Source organism: Bradyrhizobium erythrophlei, assembly GCF_900129425.1.
GTDB classification, from domain to species: domain Bacteria; phylum Pseudomonadota; class Alphaproteobacteria; order Rhizobiales; family Xanthobacteraceae; genus Bradyrhizobium; species Bradyrhizobium erythrophlei_C.
In genome coordinates this window covers 8,813,056-8,836,894 of sequence record NZ_LT670817.1, presented here as the reverse complement: position 1 = coordinate 8,836,894, position 23,839 = coordinate 8,813,056, and the positions used below count along the sequence as shown (strand labels likewise).

Annotated in this window: 27 protein-coding genes; 16 read left to right on the top strand and 11 right to left on the bottom strand. The window is 62.2% G+C overall.

All coding sequences use genetic code 11. The annotated features are described in order from the left end of the window. Positions 1 to 109 precede the first annotated feature (109 nt). The gene (locus tag B5527_RS42035; RefSeq protein ID WP_245332440.1) at positions 110 to 337 is read left to right on the top strand and encodes a hypothetical protein; all 228 of its coding nucleotides are present in this window, start codon (positions 110 to 112) and stop codon (positions 335 to 337) included. A 90-nt stretch (positions 338 to 427) separates the two neighbouring features. Here the strand turns inward: B5527_RS42035 and B5527_RS42030 are convergent, their stop codons facing one another. Beyond that, positions 428 to 775, bottom strand: coding sequence for a hypothetical protein (locus B5527_RS42030; protein WP_154072965.1), 348 nt, complete (start codon positions 773 to 775; stop codon positions 428 to 430). A 114-nt stretch (positions 776 to 889) separates the two neighbouring features. On the opposite strand from B5527_RS42030, the gene B5527_RS42025 reads away from it, so the two are divergent. Genes B5527_RS42025 through B5527_RS42010 form a run of 4 tightly spaced genes read left to right on the top strand, consistent with a single transcriptional unit; the run spans position 890 to position 3,395 of the window. Beyond that, the gene (locus tag B5527_RS42025) at positions 890 to 1,288 is read left to right on the top strand and encodes a metallopeptidase family protein (RefSeq protein WP_079606742.1); all 399 of its coding nucleotides are present in this window, start codon (positions 890 to 892) and stop codon (positions 1,286 to 1,288) included. A gap of 3 nt (positions 1,289 to 1,291) precedes the next feature. Next, complete coding sequence (locus B5527_RS42020; protein WP_079606741.1) at positions 1,292 to 1,960, top strand: hypothetical protein; 669 nt, start codon at positions 1,292 to 1,294, stop codon at positions 1,958 to 1,960. A 12-nt stretch (positions 1,961 to 1,972) separates the two neighbouring features. Then, on the top strand, positions 1,973 to 2,578 hold the full coding sequence (gene leuD / locus B5527_RS42015) for a 3-isopropylmalate dehydratase small subunit (RefSeq protein ID WP_079606740.1): 606 nt from the start codon (positions 1,973 to 1,975) through the stop codon (positions 2,576 to 2,578). A gap of 28 nt (positions 2,579 to 2,606) precedes the next feature. Beyond that, a complete protein-coding gene (locus B5527_RS42010) occupies positions 2,607 to 3,395 on the top strand; it encodes a hypothetical protein (RefSeq protein ID WP_079606739.1) in 789 nt (262 codons plus the stop codon). A gap of 45 nt (positions 3,396 to 3,440) precedes the next feature. Here B5527_RS42010 and B5527_RS42005 read toward each other — a convergent pair whose 3' ends face one another. After that, entirely contained in the window at positions 3,441 to 4,319 is an 879-nt protein-coding gene (locus B5527_RS42005) for an HpcH/HpaI aldolase/citrate lyase family protein (protein WP_079606738.1), read from the bottom strand. Between the two features lie 97 nt (positions 4,320 to 4,416). Between B5527_RS42005 and B5527_RS42000 the strand changes: the two genes are divergently transcribed. Continuing rightward, positions 4,417 to 5,052: a carbonic anhydrase gene (locus B5527_RS42000; protein ID WP_079606737.1), complete on the top strand. Its 636-nt coding sequence runs from the start codon at positions 4,417 to 4,419 to the stop codon at positions 5,050 to 5,052. Between the two features lie 72 nt (positions 5,053 to 5,124). Here the strand turns inward: B5527_RS42000 and B5527_RS41995 are convergent, their stop codons facing one another. After that, entirely contained in the window at positions 5,125 to 5,676 is a 552-nt protein-coding gene (locus tag B5527_RS41995) for a TIGR00645 family protein (RefSeq protein ID WP_079606736.1), read from the bottom strand. 42 nt (positions 5,677 to 5,718) lie between these two features. Continuing rightward, positions 5,719 to 6,753, bottom strand: a complete 1,035-nt coding sequence (locus B5527_RS41990; RefSeq protein WP_079606735.1) for an aspartate-semialdehyde dehydrogenase — start codon at positions 6,751 to 6,753, stop codon at positions 5,719 to 5,721. 116 nt (positions 6,754 to 6,869) lie between these two features. Between B5527_RS41990 and B5527_RS41985 the strand changes: the two genes are divergently transcribed. Continuing rightward, the gene (locus tag B5527_RS41985; protein WP_079606734.1) at positions 6,870 to 7,676 is read left to right on the top strand and encodes a hypothetical protein; all 807 of its coding nucleotides are present in this window, start codon (positions 6,870 to 6,872) and stop codon (positions 7,674 to 7,676) included. A gap of 162 nt (positions 7,677 to 7,838) precedes the next feature. Next, positions 7,839 to 8,216 (top strand): hypothetical protein, encoded by a 378-nt coding sequence (locus B5527_RS41980; protein WP_079607907.1) that lies wholly within the window; start codon positions 7,839 to 7,841, stop codon positions 8,214 to 8,216. Positions 8,217 to 8,360: 144 nt separating this feature from the next. Here B5527_RS41980 and leuB read toward each other — a convergent pair whose 3' ends face one another. Next, entirely contained in the window at positions 8,361 to 9,473 is a 1,113-nt protein-coding gene (leuB, locus tag B5527_RS41975) for a 3-isopropylmalate dehydrogenase (RefSeq protein ID WP_079606733.1), read from the bottom strand. Between the two features lie 233 nt (positions 9,474 to 9,706). Here leuB and B5527_RS41970 point away from each other — a divergent pair, with 233 nt between their 5' ends. After that, positions 9,707 to 10,897: a YbfB/YjiJ family MFS transporter gene (locus B5527_RS41970; protein WP_079606732.1), complete on the top strand. Its 1,191-nt coding sequence runs from the start codon at positions 9,707 to 9,709 to the stop codon at positions 10,895 to 10,897. A 150-nt stretch (positions 10,898 to 11,047) separates the two neighbouring features. Here B5527_RS41970 and B5527_RS41965 read toward each other — a convergent pair whose 3' ends face one another. The 4 genes from B5527_RS41965 to B5527_RS41950 form a co-directional block, all read right to left on the bottom strand. Next, positions 11,048 to 11,833, bottom strand: coding sequence for a molybdopterin-dependent oxidoreductase (locus B5527_RS41965; RefSeq protein WP_079606731.1), 786 nt, complete (start codon positions 11,831 to 11,833; stop codon positions 11,048 to 11,050). 21 nt (positions 11,834 to 11,854) lie between these two features. Then, positions 11,855 to 12,481, bottom strand: coding sequence for a cytochrome b/b6 domain-containing protein (locus B5527_RS41960; RefSeq protein WP_079606730.1), 627 nt, complete (start codon positions 12,479 to 12,481; stop codon positions 11,855 to 11,857). 179 nt (positions 12,482 to 12,660) lie between these two features. Continuing rightward, the gene (locus B5527_RS41955; protein WP_079606729.1) at positions 12,661 to 13,239 is read right to left on the bottom strand and encodes a fasciclin domain-containing protein; all 579 of its coding nucleotides are present in this window, start codon (positions 13,237 to 13,239) and stop codon (positions 12,661 to 12,663) included. Positions 13,240 to 13,673: 434 nt separating this feature from the next. After that, complete coding sequence (locus tag B5527_RS41950; RefSeq protein WP_079606728.1) at positions 13,674 to 14,435, bottom strand: SDR family oxidoreductase; 762 nt, start codon at positions 14,433 to 14,435, stop codon at positions 13,674 to 13,676. Positions 14,436 to 14,531: 96 nt separating this feature from the next. On the opposite strand from B5527_RS41950, the gene B5527_RS41945 reads away from it, so the two are divergent. Continuing rightward, the gene (locus B5527_RS41945; protein ID WP_079606727.1) at positions 14,532 to 16,070 is read left to right on the top strand and encodes a malonate--CoA ligase; all 1,539 of its coding nucleotides are present in this window, start codon (positions 14,532 to 14,534) and stop codon (positions 16,068 to 16,070) included. A gap of 134 nt (positions 16,071 to 16,204) precedes the next feature. On the opposite strand, the gene B5527_RS41940 is transcribed toward B5527_RS41945, so the two are convergent. Together B5527_RS41940 and B5527_RS41935 are read right to left on the bottom strand one after the other, a co-directional pair. Continuing rightward, complete coding sequence (locus B5527_RS41940) at positions 16,205 to 17,191, bottom strand: ABC transporter substrate-binding protein (protein ID WP_172842814.1); 987 nt, start codon at positions 17,189 to 17,191, stop codon at positions 16,205 to 16,207. A 118-nt stretch (positions 17,192 to 17,309) separates the two neighbouring features. Beyond that, a complete protein-coding gene (locus tag B5527_RS41935) occupies positions 17,310 to 18,161 on the bottom strand; it encodes a sulfite exporter TauE/SafE family protein (protein WP_079606725.1) in 852 nt (283 codons plus the stop codon). A 250-nt stretch (positions 18,162 to 18,411) separates the two neighbouring features. Here B5527_RS41935 and sdhC point away from each other — a divergent pair, with 250 nt between their 5' ends. The 6 genes from sdhC to greA all read left to right on the top strand — a co-directional run bounded on the left by sdhC (position 18,412) and on the right by greA (position 23,813). After that, entirely contained in the window at positions 18,412 to 18,810 is a 399-nt protein-coding gene (sdhC, locus tag B5527_RS41930) for a succinate dehydrogenase, cytochrome b556 subunit (RefSeq protein WP_079607906.1), read from the top strand. 29 nt (positions 18,811 to 18,839) lie between these two features. After that, positions 18,840 to 19,214 (top strand): succinate dehydrogenase, hydrophobic membrane anchor protein, encoded by a 375-nt coding sequence (sdhD, locus tag B5527_RS41925; protein ID WP_172842859.1) that lies wholly within the window; start codon positions 18,840 to 18,842, stop codon positions 19,212 to 19,214. 3 nt (positions 19,215 to 19,217) lie between these two features. Then, on the top strand, positions 19,218 to 21,053 hold the full coding sequence (sdhA, locus tag B5527_RS41920; RefSeq protein ID WP_079606723.1) for a succinate dehydrogenase flavoprotein subunit: 1,836 nt from the start codon (positions 19,218 to 19,220) through the stop codon (positions 21,051 to 21,053). Between the two features lie 108 nt (positions 21,054 to 21,161). Beyond that, positions 21,162 to 21,947, top strand: a complete 786-nt coding sequence (locus B5527_RS41915) for a succinate dehydrogenase iron-sulfur subunit (RefSeq protein ID WP_079606722.1) — start codon at positions 21,162 to 21,164, stop codon at positions 21,945 to 21,947. Between the two features lie 322 nt (positions 21,948 to 22,269). Beyond that, a complete protein-coding gene (locus tag B5527_RS41905) occupies positions 22,270 to 23,292 on the top strand; it encodes an LLM class flavin-dependent oxidoreductase (protein ID WP_079606720.1) in 1,023 nt (340 codons plus the stop codon). A 38-nt stretch (positions 23,293 to 23,330) separates the two neighbouring features. Continuing rightward, complete coding sequence (gene greA, locus B5527_RS41900; RefSeq protein WP_079606719.1) at positions 23,331 to 23,813, top strand: transcription elongation factor GreA; 483 nt, start codon at positions 23,331 to 23,333, stop codon at positions 23,811 to 23,813. Positions 23,814 to 23,839 lie beyond the last annotated feature (26 nt).

Sequence of the window (23,839 nt, the reverse complement as noted above, 5' to 3'; positions counted from 1 at the left end):
GCGAACCGGTTCCCTCTCTGCACAACAACATTCTCACGGGACATTTTTTAAAACCGGCATAGGCTGTCGTGCGTATCTTCTGGAGGCTTCTTCGTCACAGGAGATTGTCATGACATCCCTGCGCATAAGACATCGGATATCGCGCTTCGGGTTGGCCACCCTGTCAGCGGTGACCAGCCTTTCGTGGACTGGCGCGGCGCTGGCGTCCCAGGGACCTGGCGGAGGTCCGGGCACCGCTAGCGGCGTCACCCAACTGACCATGGCGATCATTGTCTATGGTACCTCAGCGCTGGTGGTCTGCGCCGGGCTGATCGGCGCGGCACGCCGACGGCATTAGTGTCCGGAATCTGAGGCTGCCCGCTCCGCAACCCACTTCGCGTATTTCGGATTCAGCAGCGCGCTGGAATCAGATGACTGCGTGCGTCGCTCAGTAGTTGCCCACAGGGACGGGTCGCCAATAGCAGCTCATGTGCGGCGTGATCACGGTGCCGCTCGGCCGGTATTCCTGCAGATAGGTTGCGACGCAATCGCGCACGGCATTGCGGCCGGGATAATAGCGCGGATAGACGCCGGGTCCCGTTTCAACGTTCGGATAGACATGCAGCCGGGTCGGCGGGCGCCGACCCCTGCGCTGCGCGGATGGCTCGGTGGCGACAGGCTGCGTCGCCTGCGCGATCCGCATGCCGGATGGCGCGGTTTGGGCGCTCGCTCCGGCTGCGGGCCACGAAAAGCTGCCCGCCAAAGCCAGCCAAATCGCCGCTGTCCTGATCCGCATCATCACGCCCACCCAAAACCTGCTATGGCCGCAACGTCTCCGATTGCTGCCCGAACGTCAACTGCGGGCGCAAAACCCCATGCATGACAGCGGAACACGCGGTAAAAAGCCCGGATGTGGACCACGGCGAAAGCGCCCTCCCTCGCCGAGATGGAGGCGATGGCGCACCAGATTTTCGAGCGCCTGCCCAGCGGCTTTCGCGATCTGTGCGAGGGCGTGATCATCCGCGTCGACGATTTTCCGACGGAGGAAGTTCTCGACGAGATGAACGCGGAGAGCGAATTCGACCTGCTCGGCCTGTTCCAGGGCATCGGGCTGCCGTTTCGCAGCAACGACGACATCGCCCGGCTGCCGAATATGATCTGGCTGTATCGCCGGCCGATCCTCGACTACTGGGCGGAACATGACGAGGCGCTGGGTCATATCGTCCGCCACGTCCTGATTCACGAGATCGGCCACCATTTCGGGCTGTCGGACGACGATATGGAAGCGATCGAGGCAGAAGGGTCATAGGTAATGGTTGAAAAGGAACCTCTACATTGGACTCCGAAGCTATTGGCCTTCCAAGAAGCTCGCGATTTATACGATTATGAAATGATCCAGATTGATTTGCGTTTTGCCAAATCTTGTTTCGATCAAATTTCGAATCGTGAATACGGGGTTGGTTTCCCAGGCGGGTTAGATAGGAATGACTCGCACGGGATAGATTGGTGCATTTTTGTGGCTGGCGCCCTTTGCTATCGACGTTGCTTCAAGACAGGGGCGCGGAGCCGTCTTTTGAGAAATGACTTGGTCGATAGAGTTCCAGATGAACTCCTGTCACTGCACGACACAATCATAGCAATCACTGATAAAAATCTTGCCCACTCTGTCAACGAGATGGAAGCAGGTTGTAGCAACCTCCAAATTGCGATCGACAGCAAGAACTGCCTACACCGGGGCGGGGTAGGGTGGAGTAGTTCTGGTATTGGGCCGCTTGGACCGACGGGTTACCGAGCCCTGTCAGGGCTAATTGATAAAATCATTCAAGCCATATTAGATGAGAAGTTGAGGGCCCTGAAGCTGGCAGTAAACAACACCGTTAGTCAGATGACTGACGAGGAAATACTTGCGTTGCCAGCAGGGTTCTCTCCCCATATAAATGAGCCTAGATACGACAAACCAAGGCGCTGGCCCAAGCTATAGGACTAGGATTCGATGGACAAGTTCACCACGCTGGAAGGCGTCGCGGCGCCCTTGAAGATCATCAATGTCGATACCGACATGGTGATCCCCAAGCAGTATCTGAAGACCATCAAGCGCACCGGCCTCGGCAAGGGGCTGTTCTCGGAACAGCGCTACAAGGATGACGGCAGCGAGAACCCGGATTTCATCCTCAACAAGCCGGCCTATCGCCACGCCAAGATCCTGGTCGCCGGCGACAATTTCGGCTGCGGTTCGAGCCGCGAGCACGCGCCATGGGCGCTGCTCGATTTCGGCATCCGCTGCGTGATCTCGACCTCGTTCGGCGATATCTTCTACAACAACTGTTTCAAGAACGGCATTCTGCCGATCCGCGTCAGCCAGGACGATCTCGACAAATTGTTCGACGATGCCGAACGCGGCGCCAATGCGACGCTGAGCATCGATCTTGCCAGTCAGGAAATCCGCGGCCCCGACGGCGGCACGCTAAAGTTCGAGATCGATCCGTACCGCAAGCACTGCCTGATGAACGGCCTCGATGACATCGGGCTGACCATGGAGAAGAAGGCCTCGATCGACAGCTACGAGGCCAAGGCAAAGACCGAGCGCGCCTGGGCGTGATCTCCCGCTTTGTGAAGGTGCGACGCGCATGCGGCCCGACGTCGTCACCTTCTGGCACGGCCCGCTTGATAGACTGCGGCTCACCTGCCTGAGATCGCAGGTCGCGGCGGGCCATAAAGTCACCGTCTACAGTTTCGAGCCGCTGGCGCCATTGCCCGATGGCGTCGGCAACGCCGAGGCCGAAGCGGTTCTGCCGCATGCTTTTGCAGAGAAACTGCGCCCAACAGGCGCTGACGGCGTGTGGCGCGACTGGACCACGCTGCAGTTCAGCGATTTTTTTCGGATGCAGCTGATGGCGCGAAGCGCCGGCCTGTGGCTCGACGCCGACGTGCTGCTGCTTAAACCGGTCGAGATCGACCCGGCAAAACCATACTTCGCCTGGGAGCGGCCGCGCCAGCTCGGCAATTCCGTACTCTATCTGCCATCAGGCGATCCGATCGTGGCGGCGTTCGGCGCGCTGATGCGGCAGCACGAACTGACGCCGGACTGGTTGGCGTTGCGGCACCGCCTGACTTTCGCGCTTCGCAGGTTGCGCGGCTCAAAACGGCTGTCCGATATACGCGTCGCGATTTATGGCCCGGCGGCGCTGACCGCGCTGGCCCGCCGCGCCGGCGAACTGCACTACGCATTGCCCCGCAAATCGTTTTACGCGGTCCATGCTGAACCAAAACTGTTCTTCGAACCCCAGGATTTTTCGGCGCTGACCGGCGATCCCGACATCATCGGGTTTCACGTCTCACCGAAAGGCCGAGGCAACCAGCCGCCCGTCGCCGGCAGCCTGTATGCCTGGGCGGCGGAGCGGTTTGGAATGGGCTAGATCCTTACCCTCCCCTCCCCTCCCCCTCCAGGGGAGGGTAAGAGGTCAACTTCCCATCGCGGCGATCGCATCGGCAATCGCAATCGTGCGCTGGGCCATCTCGGCGTGCAGCCGCTCCACCATCTGACCGTCGAGCTGGATCGCGCCGCGCGCGGTGTTTTCCGGCCGTTCGAACGCCGCGATGATCTTGCGGGCTTGCGCAATCTCCTCCGCCGGCGGCGTGAAGATCGCGTTGCAGGCCTCGATCTGCCCGGGATGGATCAGCGTCTTGCCGTCAAAGCCGAGATCGCGGGCTTGCGCGCATTCCTGCCCAAAGCCGTTGAAATCGCTGAAGTCGCTGTAGGGGCCGTCGAGAATTTCGAGGCCGTAGGCGCGGGTGGCGAGAATGCAGTGCGTGATCATAGGGATCATCGCCGCGCGGCCCGGACGCATCCGGATCCGCGTCTCCCGCGAAAGATCGTTCGGCCCGAACACGAAACCGGCCAGCCGTGTCCTTTGGTCGCGCGAGGCGGCGGCGAGTTCTTCGGCGTGGAGCACCGCCCGCGCGGTCTCGATCATCGCCCACACCCTGATCGACGGGTCGGCACCGATGGCGTCCAGGCGATCGGCGATCGCGCTGAGATCCGCCACGCTGGAAATTTTTGGAACCAGAATGCCGTCGGGCCGGGCCTTGCCGGCCATGGTGATGTCGTCGATCCACCATGGCGTATCGAGGCTGTTGGTGCGGATCAGGACCTCGCGCTTGCCGAACCCTCTCTCCGCGACGGCTTTCGCGATCTGGTCGCGGGCGACAGCCTTGGCATCGAGGCCGACGGAATCCTCGAGGTCGAGGATGATGCCGTCGGCCGGCAGATGGCGGGCTTTTTCCAGCGCCCGCGCGTTCGATCCCGGCATGAACAGCAGGCTGCGGCGCGGATGGATCATGGTCTTATTCCTTTCGGCTCCCAAGCTCCCGCGATATCATCTCAGCCCGCGGTCCGAAAGACTTGTTCCCAAACACAGCCTATGGTTAGCCATTGCCATGTCATCGTTTCCGCAACATCTGCTTGAGGGCTACCGGACCTTCACCTCGCAGCGGCTGCCCACCGAGCAGTCGCGTTACCGCGACCTGTCCGAGCGCGGCCAGGCCCCCGAAGTGATGGTGATCGGCTGCTGCGATTCCCGGGTCTCGCCGGAAGTGATCTTCGATGCCGGTCCCGGCGAACTGTTCGTGATGCGTAATATCGCCAATCTGGTGCCGGTCTATCAGCCCGACGCCAACGCGCACGGCGTATCGGCGGCGCTGGAATACGCGGTTTCAGTTCTTCACGTAAAGCACATCGTGGTGCTCGGCCATGCCCAATGCGGCGGCATCCGCGCCTTCATCGACAAGATCGAGCCGCTGTCGCCGGGCGACTTCATCGGCAAGTGGATGTCGATGTTCATCAAGCCGGGAGAGCAGGTCGAGCAGCGCGACCACGAGACGATGGCTGACTTCACCATCCGGATCGAGAAGGCCGCCGTGTTCCGCAGCCTGGAAAACCTGATGACGTTCCCCTTCGTTCGGACACTCGTCGAGCGCGGCGAACTGCATCTTCACGGCGCCTATTTCGGCGTCGCCGAGGGTTCGCTCTTCGTACTCGACCCCGTGGCGAAGGAATTTCGCAGCGTTAGGTAGCCAGTGCGCGAATAGGGAGTGGCGAATGGCGAATAGGGGAAAATCCACTCGCCACTCGCCATTCGCTATTCGCTATTCGCCGCCATGATCGCCGCTCCAGCGATCCGATAGCGCCAGCACCAGGGTCGAGACCACGAACACCAGGTGCACGCCGACCAGCCAGCCCATCTTCTGGGCGTCGAACACGGCGTCGATGTTCATGAATGCCTTCAGCACCTGGATCGCCGAAATCGCGACGATCGAGGCCAGCATCTTTTGTTTCAGGCCTGCGAAATCGACCTTGGTCATCCATTCCGGCCAGTCCGGGTGGTCGCCGGGGTCGATCCGCGACACAAAATTCTCGTAACCTGAAAACACCACGATCAGGATCAGATTGCCGACCAGCGAGACGTCGATCAGCGACAGCGCGCCGAGGATGATATCGTTCTCACTGGCGGAGGGCGCGAGGAGGATGAACTCCCACAGCTTCTTGAAGAATTTGAACAACATGACTGCGAGGCAGCCAACCAGGCCGAGATAGAACGGCGCCATCAGCCAGCGGCTGTTGAACAGCACGTTTTCGATCCCGTGCTCAAGACGTTTCAGCATCGGATTGGGCCGATAGGGAGCCGGCTGCTCGGTCATTGCGATTCCGGCTCCTTGATTGCGCGGGACTCACGCCGCCTTTTACGCCGCTTTCTTCTTGGCGCTGATCAACTTGCGATTGATCAGGCATTCGGCGATCTGGATCGCATTGAGCGCGGCGCCCTTGCGCAAATTGTCCGACACGCACCACAGCACCAGGCCGTTCTCCACGGTGTTGTCCTCGCGGATGCGGCTGATGTAGGTCGCGTCCTCGCCGGCGGCCTCGTAGGGCGTGACGTAGCCGCCCGGCTCATGCTTGTCGATGACGAGACAGCCCGGCGCGTTGCGCAGGATGTCGCGCGCCTCATCGGCCGAAATCGGATTTTCGAATTCGATATTGACGGCCTCGGAATGGCCGACGAACACCGGCACCCGCACGCAGGTCGCGGTCAGCCTGATTTTGGGATCAAGAATCTTCTTGGTCTCCATCATCATCTTCCACTCTTCCTTGGTGTAGCCGTCCTCCATGAACACGTCGATCTCGGGGATGACGTTGAAGGCGATCCGCTTGGGGAATTTCTTGTTGATGAGTTCGCTGTTGGTGTAGACCGCCTTGGTCTGCGAAAACAGCTCGTCCATGGCGTCCTTTCCGGCGCCCGACACCGATTGATAGGTCGCAACTACGACGCGCTTGATGACCGCCTTGTCGTGCAGCGGCTTCAGCGCGACCACGAGTTGCGCGGTCGAGCAGTTCGGGTTGGCGATGATGTTCTTCTTGACGAAGCCTGCCACCGCATCCGCATTGACCTCGGGCACGATCAGCGGCACGTCCGGATCCATCCGCCAGGTCGATGAGTTGTCGATCACGACCGCGCCGGCGGCGGCGATCTTGGGCGACCATTCCTTCGACACCGCGCCGCCTGCCGACATCAGGCAGATATCGACGTCGCTGAAATCGTAATGTTCGAGCGCTTTGCATTTGAGGGCACGATCGCCATAGGAGACTTCGACGCCCATGCTGCGGCGCGACGCCAATGCCACGACCTCGTCGGCCGGGAATTTGCGTTCGTCTAGAATGTTGAGCATTTCCCGCCCGACATTGCCGGTCGCTCCGACCAGCGCGACTTTGTAACCCATCGTTCACTCTCCGAAGAAAAATGCCTCCCCTCCGCCAGCGGGAGAGGGGAAGAGGCAGCGCTTCTATGCGAGAAACGCCGTTAAGACAACGTTAGACCGTGCGTTTGGGCGTTTTGATGCGATCGTTTCGGGCCATCCGTGCCAATCCCTCATATTCGACCCACATTCATCCGGCGCTGAACAGCTTTGCCGATGAGTGTTGCGGTACGCTGGCGAGGCTCCTTGCCTATGTGGGTACTCTGGCCCTGCTTGCCATCGTCGGTATCCGTTTATGGGATCAATTGCCCGCTGGCGAAGCAGGCGAGCCTGCCGTCAAAGCGGACTGGAGCCTGGCCTCGCGCTCGTACCCGGCGTTCGCCGTCAGCCAGTTCGATTCGCCCGAAAAGACAGAGACTTACGAAATCCTCCGGCACCCCGGAGGCGGCCGCAAGGACGTCTTTCGCTGGGCCGCTCCGGGGCAAAAGCCGGTCGCGGAGCTCGAAATCTATCGCCCCGGCGCTGAATTCAGCCCATCCGCGCCTGCCGTTGCCGAAATCGCCGCCCGCATGAACCCAGGGGACGGGCGCGAGCTGGAAGCGGCCGGCCTGATCGATAGCAAATTCGGCGCGGTGACCCTGCTGCGCCCGGCGGGCAACGCCGACGAGACGCGGTCCTGCCTTGGCTTCTTCAAACGCCTCGACCAGCCCAGTCTGCAGATTTCCGGCTGGTCGTGCCAGGGCGACGCATTGCCGGCCCGGCGGGCCGCAATCTCCTGTATTCTGAGCCGGTTGATCTTGCTTGCGGCCGGAAATGACCCGAAACTGGCGGAATTATTCGCCCGCGCCGAGCTCAGGCGCAGCAGCTGCGCGGCTGCCGACACGTCAGCGGCTTCGGCCGACTGGGTGACGGCTGCGGAAAATCCCCGGCTGCGCGGCGCACTCTGACCGGCGCATCGGCCAAGATGCTGGTTTTGATGCAACTTTTTCGCCCCGCGCCGCATTATTGTGAGCTAGTGTGGCCCGATTGACCTTGTGACGGCATACCCCCAGCGGCTAAATTGGATGCCAATCGGATTTGGCGACCTGCCAGCCCATGAGGACGTGGTGATGACCTTGAAATTCCCTGTCGTGAAGCTTGCGGTGCTGCTGGCGGCAGTTGTCGCGGTCGGCTTGGACGCGACCCAAGCCAACGCGCAAAACCCAAAATACGATCACAACGGCCGTCTCAATTACGGGCCGGGCGGACCCAACGTCTCCTATCAGCAGGGCCCGCACACCCGGCTCTACGTCACCAAGCGCTCCTGGCTCGACGCCGGCACCGAAGTATTGCCCGGCGACCGCAAATTTATGGACTATGCGATTCCGCCGGACATCGGATACCCCTCGTTCGGCCGCGAGAACAACAACCGCCCGATCGATCGCCAGCCGCTCAATCCGCCGTCGGATTTCGGTGGTTGGTATCCGAAGACTTTCCCGCTGTATTGATCCAGCGGAGATGCGGGGCGGGCGAAGGCACGTTTCACCAGGACTCGTCGTAGCCCGCGCATGTGCCAGTCCGCCGCGAAAATCAGAAATTAATTCCGGCGTTGGCGGGCTGACCTCGAATTGAAGGGCACGGCTTCCGCGTGTCTACCCGTGCAACGCCTGCAATTCCTTCAGAATCGCCTCGCCCATCTGCGTCGTGCTGACCGCCGTGGTGCCCTCGGACTTGATGTCGGCCGTGCGCAGGCCGCTCGCGAGCACCGCCGCAATGGCCGAATCAACCTTGTCGGCCAGTTCGCCCATATCAAAGGAATAGCGCAGCGCCATTGCGAACGAGGCGAGCATCGCGATCGGATTGGCCAGGCCCTTGCCGGCGATGTCGGGCGCCGAGCCGTGCACCGGCTCGTACAGCGCCTTGCGCTCCCTGGTCTTGGTGTCGACTGCGCCGAGCGAAGCCGACGGCAGCAAGCCGAGCGAGCCCGTCAGCATCGCCGCGATATCCGAGAGCATGTCGCCGAACAGGTTGTCGGTGACGATGACGTCGAACTGCTTCGGCGTCTTCACCAGGTTCATGCCGCCGGAATCGGCCAATTGATGCTCGAGCGTCACGTCCTTGTATTCGCGCGCGTGCACCTGGGTGACCACCTCGTTCCAGAGCACGCCCGACTTCATGACGTTGCGCTTTTCCATCGAGGTCACCTTGTTGCGGCGCTTGCGCGCCAGATCGAAGGCAACGCGGGCGATGCGCTCGATTTCAAAGGTGTCGTAGACCTGGGTGTCGATGGCGCGCTTCTGGCCGTTGCCGAGGTCGGTGATGGTTTTCGGCTCGCCAAAATACACCCCGCCGGTGAGCTCGCGCACGATCATGATGTCGAGGCCCTCGACCACCTCGCGCTTCAGGCTGGATGAATCCGCGAGCGCCGGATAGCAAATCGCCGGACGCAGGTTCGCAAACAACGCGAGGTCCTTGCGCAGCCGCAACAGCCCGGCCTCCGGGCGCGCCTCATAGGGCACGCTGTCCCATTTCGGACCGCCGACCGCGCCGAAGATCACGGCATCGGCGGCCTTCGCCGTGGCCATGGTCGCGTCGGTGATGCTCTGCTTGCTCGCATCATAGGCCGCGCCGCCGACCAGCCCCTGCTCGGTTTCGAAATGCGCCAGCCCCGCCGCGTTAAGCCAGTCAATCAGGCGCGTCACCTCCGCCATCACTTCGGGGCCGATGCCGTCGCCGGGGAGAAGCAGCAGTTTATGGGTCGCCATGGGCGTCGTTCCTTATCGATCGTCATGGCCGGGCTTGTCCCGGCCATCCACGTCTTGTTGCTTACAGCGAAGGAAAGGACATGGATGCCCGGCACGAGGCCGGGCATGACGGCCAATTTCGCTGCGCGCGGAGTGCTAGAGCGGCCCTGCGCGATTGGCAAGACACCATTGCTGATTGCGTCCTGTGCAACCGCTGCAGACCCTGTCACATTGCGTTTCGCCGGAGTACCCCCTTGCACGCCCCCGATCGCCACACGTCTTACGCGCATCCCGCGCGGCTGATCCTGATCCTGTCGCTGGCGCCCACGATCGGTCTCGGTATCGGCCGCTTCGCCTATGCGCTGGTGCTGCCGGACATGCGCGATTCGCTCGGCTGGTCGTATTCGGCCGCAGGCTTCATGAACACCATCAACGCCGCCGGTTATCTCGCCGGCGCGCTGGTCGCGTCGAAACTCATCAAGCGCTTCGGCCTGTCCGCCACCGTGCGCTGGGGGACGCTGGTTTGCGTGGTCTCGCTGGCGCTGTGCGCGTTGTCAGGCAATTTCGTCATCCTGAGTTTCGCCCGGCTGCTGGTGGGAATTGGCGCAGCGGCGGTGTTCATCGCCGGTGCCGCGCTGGCGGCCACAATCGCGCAATCGCGCCCCGAGCGCGCGAACTTCCTGCTCAGTCTGTTCTACGCCGGACCGGGATTGGGCATCCTGTCGTCGGGGCTGGTCGCACCTTTCGTGCTGCAGGCGTTCGGCCCGGGATCGTGGTGGATCGTGTGGTGGGCGATGACGGCGCTCGCCACCGTGATGACAATCCCGCTGCTGCTGGCGCCGATCGACATACAAGCCGACCTCGCCGCAGATATCCCGACACCTTTCGCCATCAGACCGGTGCTGATCTATCTGATCGGCTATTTTCTGTTCGGCGCCGGATATATCGCCTACATGACCTTCATGATCGCGTATATCCGCGACGCCGGCGGCGGAGCTCCGGCGCAGAGCGCGTTCTGGTGCCTGATCGGCCTGAGCGCGTTCGCAACGCCGTGGGTATGGCGCCGCGTGCTGGCGCTCGACCGCGGCGGCATCAGTACGGCGATCATTCTCAGCGTCAATACGATTGGCGCCGCATTGCCATTGCTCGGACACTCCGCGGCATGGCTGACCGCATCGGCGCTGGTGTTCGGCATCTCCTTTTTCGCCATAGTCGGCTCAACCACCGCCTTCGTGCGCTTCAACTATCCGCCGTCGGCATGGCCGAAGGGAATCGCGGCAATGACGATCGCGTTCGGAATTGGCCAGACGCTGGGACCGACCGCGGTCGGCGCCGTCACCGACGCGTTCGGCAGCCTGTCCTATGCATTGAACGTCTCCGCGGCGCTGTTGGCGATAGGCGCCGTGGCGGCGGCGTTTCAGAAGCGGCTGGGACCATCGGCGTGATTCTTCCCCTCTCCCCTTGTGGGAGAGGGTGGCTCGAATGAGCGCAGCGAATTCGAGACGGGTGAGGGGTTTGTCTCCGCGGATAGAGACCCCTCATCCGGCGCGGACCTTGTCCGCGCCACCTTCTCCCACAAGGGGAGAAGGGAAGGATCAACTCCCGCTGAACGAATTGTAGCCCTGGTCTTCCCAATAGCCGCCCTTGTAGTCGTTGGTGACCTCCATCGAGACCACGTATTTCGGGTTCTTGAATCCGAGTTTTGTCGGCACCCGGATCTTCATCGGGAAGCCATAGGCCCTGGGGAGAATTTCGTCGGCGAACTTGAACGTCATCTGGGTCTGCGGATGCAGCGCGGTGCGCATGTCGAGCGGGCTGTTGTAGCCTTCCGAATCGGCGCACTGGAACCAGCAATATTTGGCGCGGGTGTCGGCGCCGACCAGCTTGAGGAAATCGCGTAACGGAGTCCCGGTCCAGCTGCCGATCGCGCTCCAGCCCTCGACGCAGATATGGCGCGTGACCTGCTTGACCTGCGGCAGCTTGTAAAGCTCCTCCAGCGTCCATGGCTTCTTGTTGTCGACGAGGCCGCGCACCTCGAACTTCCAGGTCTTGCCGTCGACGTCGGGCGCGTCCTCAACGTCGTAATACCCGTTGAACGGAAACGGCCTTGTAATGGCGCTTTCCGGAAAAGTCGGCGCCAGCGCATCGGGATTGAAAATAAAGGCCTGCACGGCATCGTTGAACTTCGAGACCTGCACCAGCAGCTGCTCGGCCGACGAACTGTCGGAAACGTTGCAGCCGGTCAACAGCGTCAGCGCGCCAAAACTGGCGCCCCCGGCGATAAAGCGCCGGCGCGCCGGATCCGGCATCAGCTTCACCGCGTCCTTCACCAGCAGTTGCTTGTCGACGCCGGGGATCAGAAGGGAACGTAGGCGGCCCATGATCTATTCTCCGATAATTTTTCAGCGGCCGATGATCATGGCGCGCAGGCTCCTGGGCACCAGCAATGCCAGGGCGACGTGGATCACCAGGAACGCGACGATCGCCGACATGCAGACGAAGTGGACGTAGCGCGCCACGTCGTAGCCGCCGAACACCGCTGTCAGCCACTGCAGCTGCACCGGCTTCCAGATCGAAAGACCCGACAGCACGATGACGACGCCGACCACGATGATGCCGGCATACAACATCTTCTGCACGTAATTGTACCGGGTCAGGTCGTCATGCGACAACTTGCCGGTCAGCGCCGCCTTCGTATCCGAGATCACGCCGGAAGGCGTGATCGGCAGCAGCTTTTTGCGAAAGCGGCCGGTGGCGAAACCCAGCGTGAGATAGACCAGGCCGTTGACCATCAACAGCCACATCGCCGCGAAATGCCAGAGCAGCGCGCCGCCGAGCCAGCCGCCCAGCGTGATCGAAGGCGAAAAACTGAAACCGAACAGCGGCGAGGCGTTGTAGATCTGCCATCCCGACATGATCATCAGGATCATCGCCACCGCATTGATCCAGTGCACGATCCGAACCCACGCCGGCTGAATGATCGTCGTCGCCGGTGCTGTGCGTTCGTCGCTGACTGCAAGACTGGACATCGTTGTTCCGCCGCTAAAAGATCGATACTACAACTATACGCCGGGAACCCGTGTTTCGTTACTGCCGCGCAGCCTATCAGATTCATGCCGGTGGGGTATCGCGATCACAAAAATGCGAGCCGGGTTGCCCCGGCTCGCGGCTTGCGCATCCCGATGGGGACTGATCAGGGGCGCGGCTGTTACGACGGCATCAGTACCGTATCGACCACATGGATCACGCCGTTCGACTGATTGACGTTCGGGATCGTGACGGTCGAGGAGCCGCCCTTGGCGTCGATGATCATCACCGTGTTGCCCGACCGCTTGACGGTCAGCTCTTCGCCCTGAACGGTCTTGAGCTTCTTGCCGTCGGTCAGGGCGGAGGCTTCGAGCCTGCCCGGAACCACGTGATAAGTCAGGATTTTGGTCAGGGTCACCTTGCTTTCGGGTTTCACCAGGGTGTCGACGGTACCGGCCGGCAGCTTGCCGAAGGCAGCGTTGGTCGGCGCGAATACCGTGAGCGGGCCCCTGCCTTCCAGGGTATCGACCAGGCCGGCGGCCTTCACCGCGGCAACCAGCGTGGTGTGGTCCTTGGAGTTGACGGCGTTCTGGATGATGTTCTTCGAGGGGAACATCGCGGCGCCGCCGACCATGACGGTCTTCTCGCCGGACATTTCGCTCTTCATCTTGTCTTGCGCGCTGACGGGCGCGACGAGGGTGGCAGTCAGGGCCAGCGCGCCAATGGCGGCGGCGGACAACAATGCAATGCGCTTCGACATGGATCGTCTCCCGATGGATGGTGTGACCGGCGGAACTCTCGCCGAGGGGTAACAACGGCGCTGTCGGTTGATGGAAGACTGCGTCGCCGTTGCGCCGAGTTACGGGAGGCGGGAGGCGCGGTTTCAGGGAATAAATTTTCAGGGATTTGAAACTTTTCGCGGCGAGAGACGTGGGCTCCCCTCATTGCGAGGAGCGACGGAGCAGTCCAGGTGGCGGTCATTCCGGGGCGATGCGAAGCGTCGAACCCGGAATCTCGAGATTCCGGGTCTGGTGCTAAAGCACCATCCCGGAATGACGACTTTGCGAGAGACGTGTGGGCGTGCCTCATGGTGAGGAGCGCGCTCTTCGCGCGCGTCTCGAACCATGAGGCTGGCACCCATCCTTCGAGACGGCCATCGGCCGCTCCTCAGGATGAGGGCGCGAGATCGCGTCGCTAATCCCGATTGGCCGGCGTCTGCACAAATCCCCTGTTCCAGGTCGGGCTGATCAGGATTTCGTTGATGCAGACCCGCGGCGGCATGCTGGCGACGAAGGCGATGGTGCGGCCGCAATCTTCCGGCTGCAGCATCTTCGCCTGTTCTGCTTCCGACGGGACCTTCGGCCGCAGTTTGAGGATCGGGGTCACGACCTCGCCGGGCGACAGGCAGCAAGCCCGCAACCCGTTGACGCATTCATCCATGTTGAACGAATGGGTCAGCGCCAGCACCGCATGCTTGGTGGTGGTGTAGGCCGGACCCGGCATTTTCGAGACATGGCGGCCGGCCCATGATGCCACGTTGATGATGCAGCCGTCCTGTTGCGCCCGCATCGCCGGCAGCACCGCGCGCATGCAATACAGCACGCCGTTGAGATTGATGTCGACCAGGCTGTTCCAGCCTTCCAGCTCCATGTCGGCCCAGCTGCGTTTCGGCACGTTGATGCCGGCGCTGTTGACCAGAAGATCGATGCGGCCGTGTTTGGCGAGAATCTGCTCCGCGGCCCTGGTCACGTCGTCGGATTTGCTGACATCGAGCGCGATCGCCTCGGCCTTGCCGCCGCTCCTGGTAATCTTCGCCACCACCGCGTCCAGCGCATCCTGCCGGCGCCCCGAAACCACCACCGTCCAGCCGTCCGCTCCCAGCGCTTCCGCCCCGGCCTCGCCGATACCGCTGCCGCCGCCGGTGACCCAGGCTACGCGTTTCCCGTTATTTGACATGCAAACTGTCTCCGTTGCTTTGTGAAGGGCGTTCTTGCTATTCATCCGCTGGATGACGCGGCCCTCGGGGCCGAAAGCCGCCCACCGGAATGATGCATGAATGCGCCGCAGAAAACCATCATGAACGCCAACCTGTTTTCCCGCTTGTTCGACGGCCTCGACGATGCTTCCCGGTTGGCGATCGAAACCGCCGACGGGCAGCGCATCAGTTATGGCGACCTGATTTCCCGGGCCGGGCAGATGGCGAATGTGCTGGTATCGCGCGGCGTCAAGCCCGGCGACCGCGTCGCCGCGCAAACCGAAAAATCGGTGCCGGGCCTAGTGCTGTATCTCGCCGCGGTGCGGGCGGGCGCCGTCTACCTGCCGCTCAACACCGCCTACACGCTGAACGAGCTTGAATATTTCATCACCGACGCCGAGCCCTCGCTGGTGGTGTGCGATCCCACCAAGGCGGAAGGCATCGGCGCGATCGCGGCCAAGGTTGGCGCCAAGGTCGAGACGCTGGGCGCCGACGGCAAGGGGTCGCTGACCGACGCCGCCGCCGCGGCGAGCCCGGCATTCACCACCGTCGCACGCGCCGACGATGATCTTGCCGCGATCCTCTACACCTCGGGTACGACAGGGCGTTCCAAGGGCGCGATGCTGACGCACGATAACCTCGCGTCGAATTCGCTGTCGCTGGTCGATTACTGGCGCTTCACCGACAAGGACGTGCTGATCCACGCGCTGCCGATCTACCACACCCACGGCTTGTTCGTGGCGAGCAACGTCACGCTGTTCGCCCGCGCCTCGATGATCTTCCTGCCGAAATTCGATCCCGACCTGATCATCAGGCTGATGACGCGTGCCACCGTGCTGATGGGCGTGCCGACGTTCTACACACGGCTGCTGCAGAGCCCGGCGCTGACGCATGAATCGACAAAACACATGCGATTGTTCGTCTCCGGCTCGGCGCCGCTGCTCGCCGATACCCACCGCGAATGGTTTGCGCGTACCGGCCACGCCGTGCTCGAGCGCTACGGCATGACCGAAACCAACATGAATACGTCGAACCCCTATGACGGCGATCGGGTGCCCGGCGCGGTCGGCCATGCGCTGCCCGGCGTCACCGTGCGCGTCACCGACCCCGAAACCGGAAAAGAGCTCGCGCGCGAAACCATTGGGATGATCGAGGTCAAGGGCCCCAACGTGTTCAAGGGCTACTGGCGGATGCCCGAGAAGACCAAAGCTGAATTCCGCGACGACGGATTCTTCATCACCGGCGATCTCGGCAAGATCGACGGCCACGGCTATGTGCACATTCTCGGCCGCGGCAAGGATCTCGTGATCTCCGGCGGCTTCAATGTCTACCCCAAGGAGATCGAAAGCGAGATCGACGCCATGCCGGGCGTGGTCGAATCCGCCGTGATCGGCGTGCCCCATGCCGATTTCGGCGAGGGCGTTACCGCCGTCGTGGTCTGCGACAAGAATGCAAAGGTCGACGAAACCTCGGTGCTGCAGGCGCTCGACGGGCGGCTGGCGAAATTCAAGATGCCGAAACGGGTGATCGTGGTCGACGAATTGCCGCGCAATGCCATGGGCAAGGTGCAGAAGAACATTTTGCGCGATACGTATGCGAAGATTTACGCGAAGTGATCGTCCCTCATGGTGAGGAGGCGCACTTGCGCCGTCACGAACCATGAGGCCATCCTTCGAGACGCCGCGGAGCCTGTCATCGGGCCGCGCTTCGCGCGGACCCGTTGGCGGCTCCTCAGGATGAGGTCAGGTCCTCATTCGATCACCTCGTCAGCACGCAGAAGCAGCGTTGGCGGCACGGTGATACCAATCGCTTTCGCCGTTTTGAGGCCAATCAGGAGCTGGAATCTGGTCGGCTCCTCCACCGGAAGATCCGCAGGCTTGGCGCCCTTCAGGATTTTGTCGACGAAAACCGCCGCGCGGCGGAGGATCTCTAACACGTCGGGTCCGTAGGCCATGAACGCGCCGGGCTCGAAGGTTTCTTTCGACCACACGCAGGTCGCAACGCCACGCGAAAGCGCCAACTTCGCGATAACAGCGCGTCCCTGATAGAATACCCCCTCCGGGGTTATGCTGATGGCCTGCACGCCGGCTTTCGCCGCCATGTCAAATGCCGGCGGCAGTTCGTCCAACGCGCGCGCTTCGAACGTCTGCAGCGTCAATCCCAGCTTGGCCGCAGCCGCTTTCGATTCTTCGACGTAGGGGCGGGAGAATGAAGTGTTCGGATTGATGAGCAATCCGACGCGCGACAGTCCCGGGATGGCCTCTTTGAGAAGTTCCAGCCGTTTCGCGCCCAGCTCGGCTGCAAACAACGTCAGTCCCGTCGCGTTTCCTCCCGGCCTTGCGAGGCTATCGACCAATTTGCTCGCAACGGGGTCTGCCACGAGGGTAAAGACGATGGGGATCGTCGATGTCGCGCTTCTGGCGTAAGGCGCCGCTGTAACACCCACGCTCAAGAGGACATCGACTCTCATCGACACCAGTTCGGCCGCCATGCTTCTGAACCGCTCGGGAGTTTCATTGGGAAAGCGGTGCTCGAACCTGATGTTCTGCCCATCGACGTAACCGAGGGCCTTGAATCCTTCGATCACCGCCGTGAAATTCGGCCCTTCCTCCTGGGCGGTCCCGGCGTGCCACAATATGCCGACGACAGGGATCTTCCCTGCCTGCTGCGCAATTGCAGCGAACGGCACGCCCGCCGCCGCGCCGCCAAGCAGCGTGATAAACGCGCGCCGTTTCATGGATGTCCTCCGAACGCCCTGTGGCATCGGGACTTTCATGCAAATCGCGGCGGATTACAACGATACGGACAGGTCTCCGTGCGCCGCAACCCTGATGGAACCGGTGTCCCGCTTCGGGTTACAGCAGGCTGATCACAAACCGGCTGCCGACGATGAACAGATAACAGCCGAACGCCATTTCCAGCGTGCGCTTAGACATTGCATGCGCCGCTTTGACGCCAAGCGGCGCGGTCAGGAGGCTGGTCGGCATGACCAGCACGGCACCGATCAGCGAGACGTAACCGATCGCAAACGGCCATTGCAGCGCGACGACTTCAGGATGGAGCGCCGCCGCGGGCCAGCCGGCATAGACATAGCCGAGCGCGCCGGGAATCGAGATCAGCACCGCCAGCGCCGACGAGGTCGCGACCGCCTGATGGATCGGCCGGCCGTAGAATGTCATCAGCAGGTTGGAGAACAAGCCGCCGCCGATGCCCATCAGCGTGGAAAGAAGCCCGACGATGAAGCCGTAGATTTTCATCAGCGGTCCGCGCGGAAAATCGTCGCCGAACTTCCAGGTCTCACGTGCCAGCAGCAGCCGCGCCGCCGCTGAATAGGCCACCGTCACGAACACGATCTTGAACAGCCGCTCCGGCGCGTAGCGCGCGGTCACGCTGCCGGCGATGACGCCGATCAAAACCGGCAGCCACCATGCCCTGAGAATTTCCATGTCCACCGCGCCTCTGGCGTAATGGGCGCGCCAGGAGCGGATCGATGTCGGAATGATGATGGCGAGCGACGTGCCGATGCACAGCGGCATCCGCACCTCCAGCGGCACCCCGGCCAGCCGAAAGCATTCGTAAAATACCGGTACCAGAATGGCGCCCCCGCCGACCCCGAACACGCCGGCGAGAAATCCCGACAGCGCCCCCACCGCCGCCAGTAAAAGCGCCAGTTGGAGAAGTTCCGAGCCGTTCAATCCCGCGACCATGGTTCCCGCCCGTCAGCGCCCGTGCATTGGGCGCGAATGCGCGGCATGAATCGAGCTTCAGTCGCATCAGCCAAACGGGCAGTGTTACTGTCAATGCCCATGATTGCAGGGCTCATCTCAAGCTATGAACATTCATTCGCAAAGGTCGATTTCGCCGTTGCACTCGCTGTTTCGAGTTCGTAAATAGGATTCGTCTTCCGCGATCCCTCTAGGGGTCCCTGTGTGGGCCCGCAAACCGTCAAAGCCGCCGATGACCGCCAGGATCGAACGACCGCTTTCGCCACACCTGCAGACCTACCGCTGGACCCTGACGATGGCGCTTTCCATCGTCCATCGCGCCACCGGCGTGGCGCTGTATTTCGGCACCCTGCTGCTGGCGTGGTGGCTGCTCGCGGCGGCTTCGGGCCCCGCCGCCTATGCCAGCGTGCAGGCCTTTACCGGCAGCTTCATCGGCCGCCTGATCGTATTCGGCTATACTTGGGCGCTGATGCATCATCTGCTCAGCGGCATCCGGCATCTGATCTGGGATCTCGGCTATGGTTTCAAGCCAAGCGAACGCGAGGCGCTGACCTGGGGCGCGCTGATCGGCGGCATCTCGCTGACGGTGGTGCTGTGGATCGCGGCTTACGCGATCGGAGGCGGACGATGACCGCGCTGAATTCCGACGTCCCGAAATCCATGCGCACGCCGCTCGGCCGGGTCCGCAACCTCGGCGCCTCGCATTCCGGCACCTCTGATTTCTGGCGCCAGCGCCTCACCGCGGTGGCGATGGTGCTGCTGATGGTGCCGGTCATCGTGGTGGTGATGATGCTGCTGGGCCGCAACCAGGCCGGCGCCGCGCAAATCCTGGGTTCGCCGCTGGTCGCCATCGTCCTGCTGCTGTTCATCGTCGCCAGCGCCTGGCACATGAAGATCGGCATGCAGGTGGTAATCGAGGACTATGTGCGAAACGAAAAACTGAAGCTCGCCGTCATCATGGCGAACAATTTCTTCTCGGTCGCGGTGGCGTTGATCTCGATCTACGCCATTCTCAAACTGTCATCTGGAGTGTAACCCATGGCCGGAGGCGGAAATGGCAAGGGCAGCGGCGCTGCCGCCACCAGTGGCCATGCCTATCCGATTGAGGACCATACCTACGACGTCGTCGTGGTCGGCGCCGGCGGCGCCGGTCTGCGCGCCGTGGTCGGCTGCAGCGAGGCCGGCCTGCGCACCGCCTGCATCACCAAGGTATTTCCGACCCGCTCGCATACGGTCGCAGCCCAGGGCGGCATCTCGGCGGCACTCGGCAACATGCACGAGGACAACTGGCGCTGGCATATGTACGACACCGTCAAGGGGTCGGACTGGCTGGGGGATCAGGACGCCATCGAATATATGGTGCGCAACGCGCCCGAAGCGGTCTACGAGCTCGAACATTGGGGCGTGCCGTTCTCGCGCACCGAAGACGGCAAGATCTATCAGCGGCCGTTCGGCGGCATGACGCTGGATTACGGCAAGGGTCAGGCGCAGCGCACCTGCGCCGCCGCCGATCGCACCGGCCATGCCATGCTGCACACCATGTACGGCCAGGCGCTGCGCCACGCCGCGGAATTCTACATCGAGTTTTTCGCCATCGACCTGATCATGGACGACCAGGGGACTTGCCGTGGCGTGATCGCGCTGAAACTCGACGACGGCACGCTGCATCGTTTCCGCGCCCAGACCACGATCCTTGCGACCGGGGGCTATGGCCGCGCCTACGCCTCCTGCACCTCGGCGCACACCTGCACCGGTGACGGCGGCGCGATGGCGCTGCGCGCCGGTCTGCCGCTGCAGGACATGGAGTTCGTCCAGTTCCACCCGACAGGGATTTACGGTTCGGGATGCCTCGTCACCGAGGGCGCGCGCGGCGAAGGCGGCTATCTCGTCAATTCGGAAGGCGAGCGCTTCATGGAGCGCTACGCGCCGTCGGCGAAGGACCTCGCATCACGCGATGTCGTGTCGCGCGCGATGACCATCGAGATCCGCGAAGGCCGCGGCGTCGGCAAGAAGAAGGACCACATCTTCCTGCATCTCGATCATCTCGATCCGAAGGTGCTGCAGGAGCGTCTGCCGGGCATTTCCGAGTCGGCCAAGATCTTTGCCAATGTCGACGTCACCCGCGAGCCGATCCCGATCACGCCGACGGTGCACTACAACATGGGCGGCATTCCCACCAATTTTCATGGCGAAGTGCTGACCAAGAAAGACGGCGACGACAACGCCATCGTGCCCGGCCTGATGGCGCTCGGCGAAGCCGCCTGCGTCTCGGTGCATGGCGCCAACCGGCTCGGCTCCAATTCGCTGATCGATCTCGTGGTTTTCGGCCGCGCCGCGGCACTGCGCTGCGCCGAAAAGCTGACGCCGAACGGCAGTCAGCCGGAACTGCCGGCGGGTTCGGCCGACAAGGCTCTCGGGCGCCTCGACCATTACCGCTACGCCTCAGGCGGCACGCCGACCGCAAAACTCCGCGACAGCATGCAGCATGTGATGCAGAACAATTGCGCGGTGTTCCGCACCGGCGAGGTGCTGAACGAAGGCCACAACCTGATTCACAAGGTGCATGGCGGCATCAGCGACATCTCGGTGACCGACCGCTCGCTGACCTGGAATTCGGACCTGGTCGAAACGCTGGAGTTCGACAATCTGATCGTGCAGGCGGTGGTGACGATGGATTCCGCGGTGAACCGCTCGGAAAGCCGCGGCGCGCACGCGCGCGAGGATTTTCCCAATCGCGACGACAAGAACTGGATGAAGCACACGCTGGCGTGGATCGACGGGGGCGGCGAAACCTCCATCGATTATCGCCCGGTGCACGACTACACCATGACCAATGACGTTCAGTACATCCCGCCGAAAGCGCGGGTATACTGAGCCTACCTCATCATGCGCGGGCTCGACCCCGCGCATCCATCCTTGTTCGCCAGATGAATTGCCGGCTCACGGCCGGCGACGACGGGGTGAACCGCAAGGGCAAGACAAATGGTTGAATTCGCACTGCCGAAAAATTCAAGGATCAGCGGCGGCAAGACCTGGCCGAAGCCGGCTGCCGCGACCGAGACGCGCGAATTCAGGGTCTATCGCTGGAATCCGGACGACGGCAAAAATCCCAGCGTCGATACTTATTACATCGACACCAATGATTGCGGCCCGATGGTGCTGGACGGGCTGATCTGGATCAAGAACCACATCGACCCGACGCTGACGTTCCGCCGCTCCTGCCGCGAAGGCGTCTGCGGCTCCTGCGCCATGAATATCGACGGCCAGAACACGCTGGCCTGCACCAAGTCGATGCACGATGTGGCCTCGGGCGGCGCGGTGAAGATCAATCCGCTGCCGCATCAGCCGGTGGTAAAGGACCTGGTGCCCGACCTCACCAATTTCTACGCGCAATATGCCTCGATCGAGCCGTGGCTGAAGACCACCTCGCCGACGCCGCAAAAGGAATGGCGGCAGAGCCACGAGGACCGCGAAAAACTCGACGGCCTCTACGAATGCATTCTCTGCGCCTGCTGCTCGACCTCATGCCCGAGCTATTGGTGGACCAGCGACCGTTTCCTCGGACCCGCCGCACTGCTGCAGGCGACCCGCTGGGTCAAGGACAGCCGCGACGAAGCTACCGGCGAGCGGCTCGACAATCTCGAAGACCCGTTCCGGCTCTATCGCTGCCACACCATCATGAACTGCGCCAAGGCCTGCCCGAAGGGTCTCAATCCTTCCGAGGCGATTGCCGAACTCAAGTTCAAGATGGTCGAGCGGCAGATGTAGCGCTTCGCTGTAATAGCGAAGTGTCTGGAGACAATATAACTGTTCTTAGAATAGCTGTTCTTGGACAATATAGTTCTTCCTGAACAATAATGTTCTTTGTTCAGGCTGAGACTTGTTCGATGCTCAACATGCGCGCTCGACGCGATTAGGCGGCTCAACGATGAGCTTTTGCTGAAGGGCGCAGGCTTCGTCGGCGAGCTTGATCCTCGGCATCCTCACAACACCTACGATGACAACCGTCTTAGGTGGCGTGGCCCGGAAATCCGCACGGGACAGCACGACGACGGTCGCAAACCAACCCGGATAGCAATAGGTTGCCCGCATGAAGAAGATCGGCTTCCTCTCATTCGGGCACTGGACGCCCTCGTCGCAATCACAGACCCGCTCGGCGGCGGACACGCTCCTGCAATCCATCGACCTGGCCGTTGCCGCCGAGGAATTGGGCGCGGACGGGGCCTATTTTCGCGTCCATCACTTCGCCCGCCAGCTTGCCTCGCCTTTCCCGCTGCTGGCGGCCGTCGGCGCGAAGACCAGCCGCATCGAGATCGGCACGGCTGTGATCGACATGCGCTACGAGAACCCGTTCTACATGGCCGAGGACGCCGGGGCCGCCGATCTCATCGCCGGCCAGCGGCTGCAGCTAGGCATCAGCAGAGGGTCGCCCGAGCAGGTGATCGATGGCTGGCGATATTTCGGTTATCAGCCGGCTGAGGGCGAAAATGACGCCGACATGGGGCGGCGTCATGCGAAGGTCTTCTTCGATCTGCTGCGCGGTGAAGGCTTCGCCCGGCCCAATCCGCGACCCATGTTTCCAAATCCGCCCGGGCTGCTGCGTCTGGAACCCCATTCCGACGGCCTGCGCGACCGGATTTGGTGGGGCGCCAGTTCGAACGCCACGGCGATCTGGGCAGCAAAACTCGGGATGAACCTGCAGAGCTCGACCCTCAAGAACGACGAAACGGGCGAGGCCTTCCATGTCCAGCAGGCTGCCCAGATCCGGGCCTACCGCGCCGCCTGGAAGGAGGCGGGCCATGCCCGCGAGCCGCGGGTCTCAGTCAGCCGCAGCATCTTCGCGCTGATGGACGATCGTGATCGCACCTATTTCGGGCGCGGGCGCGAAGATAACGACCAGATCGGATTCATCGACGAGAACACCCGGGCGATCTTCGGCCGTAGTTATGCCGCCGAGCCGGATATACTCATCGAGCAGCTCAGGATGGACGAAGCTATTGTCGAGGCCGACACGCTGCTGCTGACCGTCCCCAACCAATTGGGCGTTGCCTACAACGCGCATGTGGTCGAAGCGATTCTGACCCACGTCGCTCCGGCCCTGGGGTGGCGCTGACGAGCGACTGACCATATCTGAGTTAAAAGGAGTCCGAGTTGAGCGTTGCCTTCACCAAGGAAGACAGTGCCGAAACAGCGTCGGAGACGCTGCTGCCCGACCGCCCGGTTTCACCTCACCCGAACTTTGTTACGCAAGCGGGATTGACGTCTCTGGAATTTCAACTCCACCAGGCTCGCGAGGCGTACGAGACGGCGCAGAAGATCGAAGACGTGAATGAACGGCGGCGGCAAGCAGCAACCCCATTGCGTGATGCGCGCTACTTTGCGGCCAGAGTTCGGACGGCTCAGGTCATCCCCGACCCGGCGTCAACTGACACTGTTGCCTTTGGCAGCACGGTGACCTTCAGGCGCGACGATGGGCGCGTACAGAAATATCGTATCGTGGGAGAGGATGAAGCGGACCCCAAGGCCGGGTCTATTTCCTTCGTATCCCCGGTAGCAAGGCTTCTGATGGGCAAAGCCGTTGGGGATGTCGTCGGTGCATCCGGTCAAGAACTTGAGATCCTTGCGATCTCGTAGCATGCCCGCACCTCAGATATCGCCCG

What these genes read in the sequence shown, in the direction of transcription:
- B5527_RS42035 (WP_245332440.1), top strand. Translation starts at nt 110, where the DNA reads ATGACATCCCTGCGCATAAGACATCGGATATCGCGCTTCGGGTTGGCC.
- B5527_RS42030 (WP_154072965.1), bottom strand. Translation starts at nt 775, where the DNA reads ATGCGGATCAGGACAGCGGCGATTTGGCTGGCTTTGGCGGGCAGCTTT.
- B5527_RS42025 (WP_079606742.1), top strand. Translation starts at nt 890, where the DNA reads ATGTGGACCACGGCGAAAGCGCCCTCCCTCGCCGAGATGGAGGCGATG.
- B5527_RS42020 (WP_079606741.1), top strand. Translation starts at nt 1,292, where the DNA reads ATGGTTGAAAAGGAACCTCTACATTGGACTCCGAAGCTATTGGCCTTC.
- leuD (WP_079606740.1), top strand. Translation starts at nt 1,973, where the DNA reads ATGGACAAGTTCACCACGCTGGAAGGCGTCGCGGCGCCCTTGAAGATC.
- B5527_RS42010 (WP_079606739.1), top strand. Translation starts at nt 2,607, where the DNA reads ATGCGGCCCGACGTCGTCACCTTCTGGCACGGCCCGCTTGATAGACTG.
- B5527_RS42005 (WP_079606738.1), bottom strand. Translation starts at nt 4,319, where the DNA reads ATGATCCATCCGCGCCGCAGCCTGCTGTTCATGCCGGGATCGAACGCG.
- B5527_RS42000 (WP_079606737.1), top strand. Translation starts at nt 4,417, where the DNA reads ATGTCATCGTTTCCGCAACATCTGCTTGAGGGCTACCGGACCTTCACC.
- B5527_RS41995 (WP_079606736.1), bottom strand. Translation starts at nt 5,676, where the DNA reads ATGACCGAGCAGCCGGCTCCCTATCGGCCCAATCCGATGCTGAAACGT.
- B5527_RS41990 (WP_079606735.1), bottom strand. Translation starts at nt 6,753, where the DNA reads ATGGGTTACAAAGTCGCGCTGGTCGGAGCGACCGGCAATGTCGGGCGG.
- B5527_RS41985 (WP_079606734.1), top strand. Translation starts at nt 6,870, where the DNA reads ATGCGATCGTTTCGGGCCATCCGTGCCAATCCCTCATATTCGACCCAC.
- B5527_RS41980 (WP_079607907.1), top strand. Translation starts at nt 7,839, where the DNA reads ATGACCTTGAAATTCCCTGTCGTGAAGCTTGCGGTGCTGCTGGCGGCA.
- leuB (WP_079606733.1), bottom strand. Translation starts at nt 9,473, where the DNA reads ATGGCGACCCATAAACTGCTGCTTCTCCCCGGCGACGGCATCGGCCCC.
- B5527_RS41965 (WP_079606731.1), bottom strand. Translation starts at nt 11,833, where the DNA reads ATGGGCCGCCTACGTTCCCTTCTGATCCCCGGCGTCGACAAGCAACTG.
- B5527_RS41960 (WP_079606730.1), bottom strand. Translation starts at nt 12,481, where the DNA reads ATGTCCAGTCTTGCAGTCAGCGACGAACGCACAGCACCGGCGACGACG.
- B5527_RS41955 (WP_079606729.1), bottom strand. Translation starts at nt 13,239, where the DNA reads ATGTCGAAGCGCATTGCATTGTTGTCCGCCGCCGCCATTGGCGCGCTG.
- B5527_RS41950 (WP_079606728.1), bottom strand. Translation starts at nt 14,435, where the DNA reads ATGTCAAATAACGGGAAACGCGTAGCCTGGGTCACCGGCGGCGGCAGC.
- B5527_RS41945 (WP_079606727.1), top strand. Translation starts at nt 14,532, where the DNA reads ATGAATGCGCCGCAGAAAACCATCATGAACGCCAACCTGTTTTCCCGC.
- B5527_RS41940 (WP_172842814.1), bottom strand. Translation starts at nt 17,191, where the DNA reads ATGAAACGGCGCGCGTTTATCACGCTGCTTGGCGGCGCGGCGGCGGGC.
- B5527_RS41935 (WP_079606725.1), bottom strand. Translation starts at nt 18,161, where the DNA reads ATGGTCGCGGGATTGAACGGCTCGGAACTTCTCCAACTGGCGCTTTTA.
- sdhC (WP_079607906.1), top strand. Translation starts at nt 18,412, where the DNA reads ATGACCGCCAGGATCGAACGACCGCTTTCGCCACACCTGCAGACCTAC.
- sdhD (WP_172842859.1), top strand. Translation starts at nt 18,840, where the DNA reads ATGCGCACGCCGCTCGGCCGGGTCCGCAACCTCGGCGCCTCGCATTCC.
- sdhA (WP_079606723.1), top strand. Translation starts at nt 19,218, where the DNA reads ATGGCCGGAGGCGGAAATGGCAAGGGCAGCGGCGCTGCCGCCACCAGT.
- B5527_RS41915 (WP_079606722.1), top strand. Translation starts at nt 21,162, where the DNA reads ATGGTTGAATTCGCACTGCCGAAAAATTCAAGGATCAGCGGCGGCAAG.
- B5527_RS41905 (WP_079606720.1), top strand. Translation starts at nt 22,270, where the DNA reads ATGAAGAAGATCGGCTTCCTCTCATTCGGGCACTGGACGCCCTCGTCG.